Annotated in this window: 4 protein-coding genes; 3 read left to right on the top strand and 1 reads right to left on the bottom strand. The window is 48.6% G+C overall.

Annotated elements, in window-relative coordinates; all coding sequences use genetic code 11:
• Positions 1 to 631: diacylglycerol/lipid kinase family protein (locus ACTIE6_RS16605; protein ID WP_439557708.1), on the bottom strand; the 631-nt coding region annotated here is incomplete at its 3' end.
• Between the two features lie 84 nt (positions 632 to 715).
• Between ACTIE6_RS16605 and surE the strand changes: the two genes are divergently transcribed.
• The 3 genes from surE to ACTIE6_RS16590 all read left to right on the top strand — a co-directional run bounded on the left by surE (position 716) and on the right by ACTIE6_RS16590 (position 5,286).
• Entirely contained in the window at positions 716 to 1,450 is a 735-nt protein-coding gene (surE, locus tag ACTIE6_RS16600) for a 5'/3'-nucleotidase SurE (protein WP_056289344.1), read from the top strand.
• Between the two features lie 168 nt (positions 1,451 to 1,618).
• On the top strand, positions 1,619 to 2,917 hold the full coding sequence (locus tag ACTIE6_RS16595) for an MFS transporter (protein ID WP_439557707.1): 1,299 nt from the start codon (positions 1,619 to 1,621) through the stop codon (positions 2,915 to 2,917).
• 50 nt (positions 2,918 to 2,967) lie between these two features.
• Positions 2,968 to 5,286, top strand: a complete 2,319-nt coding sequence (locus ACTIE6_RS16590) for a DUF7133 domain-containing protein (protein ID WP_439557706.1) — start codon at positions 2,968 to 2,970, stop codon at positions 5,284 to 5,286.
• The last annotated feature ends 110 nt before the right edge of the window (positions 5,287 to 5,396 follow it).

Here is a 5,396-nt window from a genome sequence, read left to right as displayed (position 1 = left end):
GAACCAGGTTCGGACCGATTGACCGGATATTCATTACCTCAACCATCAGATATTCGCCGGAGTACTCTTTTCCGTCCGCAAATATCTGGCAGCTTTTGGCTTCGTAAGTCTGCACAATTTCTAACAAAACCCGGCGGGCGGCATTCAGCTTTTCTTCGGCTGTCTCGCCGATCTCGTCTTCCAGCTTGTCCATGATTTTCATCAGGCGCGGGAAGATCCCGATGCCGAAAGCTTCTAGAAAGAATTTGTCGCTATCAAGACCTACAACCCTGCCGATATCAAAAGGTTTAAGGTGATAATGGTGCCACTTCTTAATGATATCCTTTGCTTTCCCATCGATTCCCAGCGCACAAGCCACATTGTTGGCGGTTCCGTGCGGAAGCAGCGCTATGGGGTAATGCCGGTCAAGCAGCGTGCGCTTCATTAACACTTTGGCGATCCTGCGGACTGTGCCGTCACCGCCAGCTATGATCAGAAAATCAGAATCCTCATCAAACGCTTCCCAGCCATTCTCTTTCACTGAAGAATAAGCACATTCAAAACCTTCCTTTTTGATCAGTTTCGTTAATTCTTCTTTGCTAAAATCACTGTCCCCGGCGGTCGGGTTGTGCAAAAGGTGGGCTTTTTTCATAAGAAGTATGTCGTGATAATGCTATTTCATAAAAAACATACCAGGCATAATTTTATTGATGTAATGCCAAAAACGAGATTGTATATGAAAATTCTGGTAACAAACGACGATGGAATATACAGCCCCGGCATTGCTTCTCTGGCAAAAATCGCGGCGAGGTTTGGGGAAGTCAAAATTGTGGCACCCGACGTGGAACAATCATCAATGGGCCACGCGATAACTGCTTCCAGGCCACTTTCTTATAAAAAATCGCCGATTGACTTTGGCGGCATTGACGCATACCGCGTCAATGGTACCCCGGCCGACTGCGTGGCGCTCGGCCAGCATTTGTGGGACAAGCCCGACGTAGTGCTCTCGGGCATTAACCTCGGCCCTAACCTGGGAAATGCGATGTGGCATTCGGGTACACTTGCTGCTGCCAAACAAGCGGTACTGTTCGGGATAAAGGGGATTGCGCTGAGCACACCTACCGAGGTTGAACCTGATTTTGACGCGCTCGATCCATTTGTGGAGAAAGCGCTTGACCTGCTTTTCAAGAATCCGCATTTGAACCTTGTGAATGTAAACTTCCCGCCCCAACCAAAGGGTGTAAGATGGACAAGGCAGTCAGTGCGGCTATATGATAATAATATCGTCCCTGCACTCGACCCTATGGGAAGAAAACATTACTGGTTTACAGTAGTGCCGCTCGAAGCCGCTGAGGAAGGAACTGACAGGTGGGCAGTTGAGAATGGATTCGTGTCTATTACCCCGCTCCGTCTCGACCTTACCAATGAAGCAGAGCTCATCAAAGCGCAGCTGGCTTACCCAATTACCTGATATATTTAACCTGGATTTAATTGAATAATGCCCCAGTCCCGCCCATTCGGCGGGACTCTTTTTTTGAACTCTTTGCCATAGTCGTAAGGGGTAGAATGGCCGAAATACAGTCTTATCCGAAACAGTTGTATTTTTAACCATCCCTGAATCCAAGAATCTGTACCTATTATGGAACAACCTAAAATTGGCAATTACCGCTGGGTTATATGTGCGCTCCTCTTCTTTGCAACCACGATCAATTATATAGACAGACAGATTCTCGGACTATTAAAACCAACGCTTGAAACTGAATTCAACTGGACTGAAAGCGATTATGCCAATATCGTAATGGTCTTCGCGGGCTGTTATGCACTGGGCTACATTGTCTTCGGTAATATTATCGACAAGATCGGCTCCAAGCTCGGTTATGCGGTGTCGATCATAGTATGGAGCATTGCCGCGATTGCACACGCATTTGTAAGAAGTACTTTCGGTTTTGGCGCAGTTCGCGCATTACTTGGGTTAGGCGAGTCGGGTAACTTCCCGGCTGCTGTGAAAGCGACGGCTGAGTGGTTTCCCAAACGTGAAAGAGCGCTTGCAACGGGTATTTTCAATTCTGGAACAAGTATCGGCGCGGTAGCTGCCCCTATTCTGGTACCCTGGCTTCTGGGAGCTTACGGCTGGCAGGAGGCATTTTTGATCACCGGTGCACTGGGTTTTGTCTGGCTGATATTCTGGTGGCTATTCTACGAAATTCCATCGCGGCACAAGAAGATCACGCCGGAAGAGTACGCTTTCATCCACAGCGACAACGAAGCTGCCGAAGGTGAGGGAAAAAAGCCGATACACTGGACCAAATTGCTGCAATTACGCCAGTCCTGGGTTTTCATTGTAGGTAAATTCCTGACCGACCCGATCTGGTGGTTCTTCCTTTTCTGGCTTCCATCCTACTTTGCAACCACATTCGCGCTGGATCTTAAAAAGCCTAGTCTCCACCTCGCGATCGTTTACACTGCTACTACATTCGGCAGCATTGGCGGCGGTTACCTTTCTTCTTATCTGATTAAAAAAGGCTGGGCGCCGCTCCGGGCGCGTAAAATCACATTGCTCGTGGTTGCATTTGCGGTTCTTCCGATCATCCTGGCGCAGTTTGCCAGCAATGTCTGGATTGTTGTCGGGATCATCAGTATCGCTACTGCGGCGCACCAGGCGTGGAGTGCGAATATTTTCACGATCGTTTCCGATATTTTTCCAAAACGGGCAGTGAGCTCGGTGGTAGGTATCGGTGGAATGGCGGGATCGCTGGGATCCACGTTTTTCCCGCTGGTCGTAGGCACGCTGCTGGACTATTACAAAGCTGCCGGCAACATCGGTGCGGGTTATAATATCCTGTTTATCATATGCGGACTGGCCTACATCATTGCGTGGATTATCATACATTTTCTAACAAAAAACATGAAACCGGTTGAAGAAGCGTTAAGAGATTGACATTGTTCAGCAATTCATAACCATCGAACTTAGAGGAAATATTTCTTCAGATGAAAAAGTACCGCTATCCTTTCCTTTTCCTGGCAGTCTCGTTTTCACTTGTTTATTGTAAAACAAACAAGCAACCTGCAACTGCCACTACGGCGACCGTCTCAACGGCGCAAAAGGAAGAACCTACTGCCAGCAAACCTGGCCAATCTCCATTCATCGCGCCCGAAAATACCATCGCATTAATGCAGGTGGAAAATGGCTTTGAAGTAAAGCTCGTCGCATCAGAACCGCTGGTAAGTTCGCCCGTGGCTATGCAGTTCGACGATAAAGGCCGCATGTGGGTGGTTGAAATGACGGGTTATATGCCCGATACGATCGGTACCGGCGAGGATATTCCTAACGGAAACATCGTGATCCTTGAAGACAAAAACGGGGACGGAGTTTACGACGACCGGCAGGTGATCATCGATTCACTGGTACTGCCAAGAGCCATTTGCCTGATAGAAAACGGTATCCTGGTCGCAGAACCAACGAACCTGTGGTTTTACGAGATCAAAAACGACAAAGCCGGAAAACGCACGCTAGTTGATCCCAAATACACCGAAGGCGGTAACGTAGAACACCAGCCGAACGGACTGCTGCGGGCCATGGATAACTGGATCTACAATGCAAAGTCTGACAAGCGGTACCGGAAAGTAGGACCTAAATGGGTTATTGAGCACACGCATTTCAGGGGTCAATGGGGTATTTGCCAGGATAATTATGGCCGCCTTTATTATAACAACAATTCACAAAATTTGCTTGGCGACTATTTCCCGGCTGGTGTAGGAGCCTGGAATACTAACCAGCGCGGCGTTGCGGGGTACAATGAGAAATCGGTAGCAAACAATAAGGTATATCCGCTGCACCCTACTCCCGGTGTAAACAGGGGATATATGAAAAATATCCTGGACGACAGTCTGCGCCTCAATGATTTTACTGCGGCTGCCGGCCCTGTAATTTACCGCGGCGATTTGTTCGGCCAGGCTTACGATTTCAACGCATTTGTCCCCGAACCATCGGCCAACCTGATCAAGCGGAACATACTTGACCAAAAAGGATTTGTTGTAAAAGGCGAGCAGGCTTACAAAGGGCGCGAGTTCCTGGCCAGTACCGACGAGCGTTTCAGGCCGGTGAGCTTGTATAATGCACCTGACGGCGCCATGTACGTTCTGGATATGTACCGCGGGATTATTCAGCACAAAACATATCTGACACCTTATTTGAAAGAGCAGATCGGGAAACGCGACTTGACGCAGCCACTTTCGAGTGGGCGCATTTACAAGGTTGTTCCAAAAAATACCAATGCCAAACCGGTTACTATCCCCTCAGACGCATCGGCGTTGGTGAAGCTACTCGGCCACCCGAATGGCTGGGTTCGCGACCGCGCACAGCAAAAGCTTATTGACGGAAAATACAACCAAACGGTACCTGCATTGCGTGAGGCCGTGAAACAAACAGCTAACCCACTTCTCGCGATCCACGCATTGTGGACTTTGGAAGGTCTGAATTCACTGAAAACGGAAGAAGTGGTAAGCTGGCTTAGAAGCGCCGACCAGCAGTATAAAATGCAGGCATTTGCAGTAACACCATCCATCATCTCACCCGCTTCGTACAAGCAATTTGCTAGTTTGTTTGATCAGATGGTCGATCAAAATGATACGCTCGCTGCGCCCTATGTTGGATTTATGGCAAAAAGCATTGCTCAATTTGACACGGTTGCATCCAAAAGCCTGCTGACTAAACTCGCTACCAAATACCCAAACAACCGGTATGTTGCCGACGCGGTTATCAGCAACCTGCAAGGAAAAGAGGAGTTGTTCCAAAGCGAGCTGACAGCTTCATTGAGCGACCAGAACCTGCTGGTGAACAAGCAGCTTCAGAAAGTAATCACAGCTGTGCGCAGTGCGCAGGGAAACCGGAATCCTGAAATGCTTAAAAGGCAGTTTCCGAAAGGAGAAGCATTGTTTACATCGGTCTGCCAGACTTGCCACGGTCCCGACGGTGGCGGTGTGAAGTCGCTCGCACCTCCATTGAACCAGTCGGAATGGGTAACCGGAAGTAAAGACAAACTGATTTCGATCGTACTTTACGGACTAACGGGCCCGGTTAAAGTAAATGGCCACGTGTACCAAACGCCGGAAGTGAGCGGAGATATGCCGGGTATCGGGTATGATAAAGATATGCCAAATGAGGACATTGCCCAGCTGCTCAGCTACATACGCAAATCCTGGCGCAACAATGCGGATGTAGTGAGCACGGAAGAGGTCAACAAAGTGCGCCAGAAACTGACCGGCCGTGAAAAGGCATTTACAGAAGCAGAGTTGAACGGGATTTAAAACTGCTCAGAAAAAAAGCGTTTCAAGGGAACGAAAGGAATGAAGAGAATGTCTCAGTAATGGGACATTCTTTTTTTGTTCCAATGTATATGAAAGACACTGAGCAAAGC

The organism is Dyadobacter sp. (assembly GCF_051859145.1).
In the GTDB taxonomy this organism is placed as follows: domain Bacteria; phylum Bacteroidota; class Bacteroidia; order Cytophagales; family Spirosomataceae; genus Dyadobacter.
This window is presented reverse-complemented; position numbering and strand designations above follow the sequence as displayed.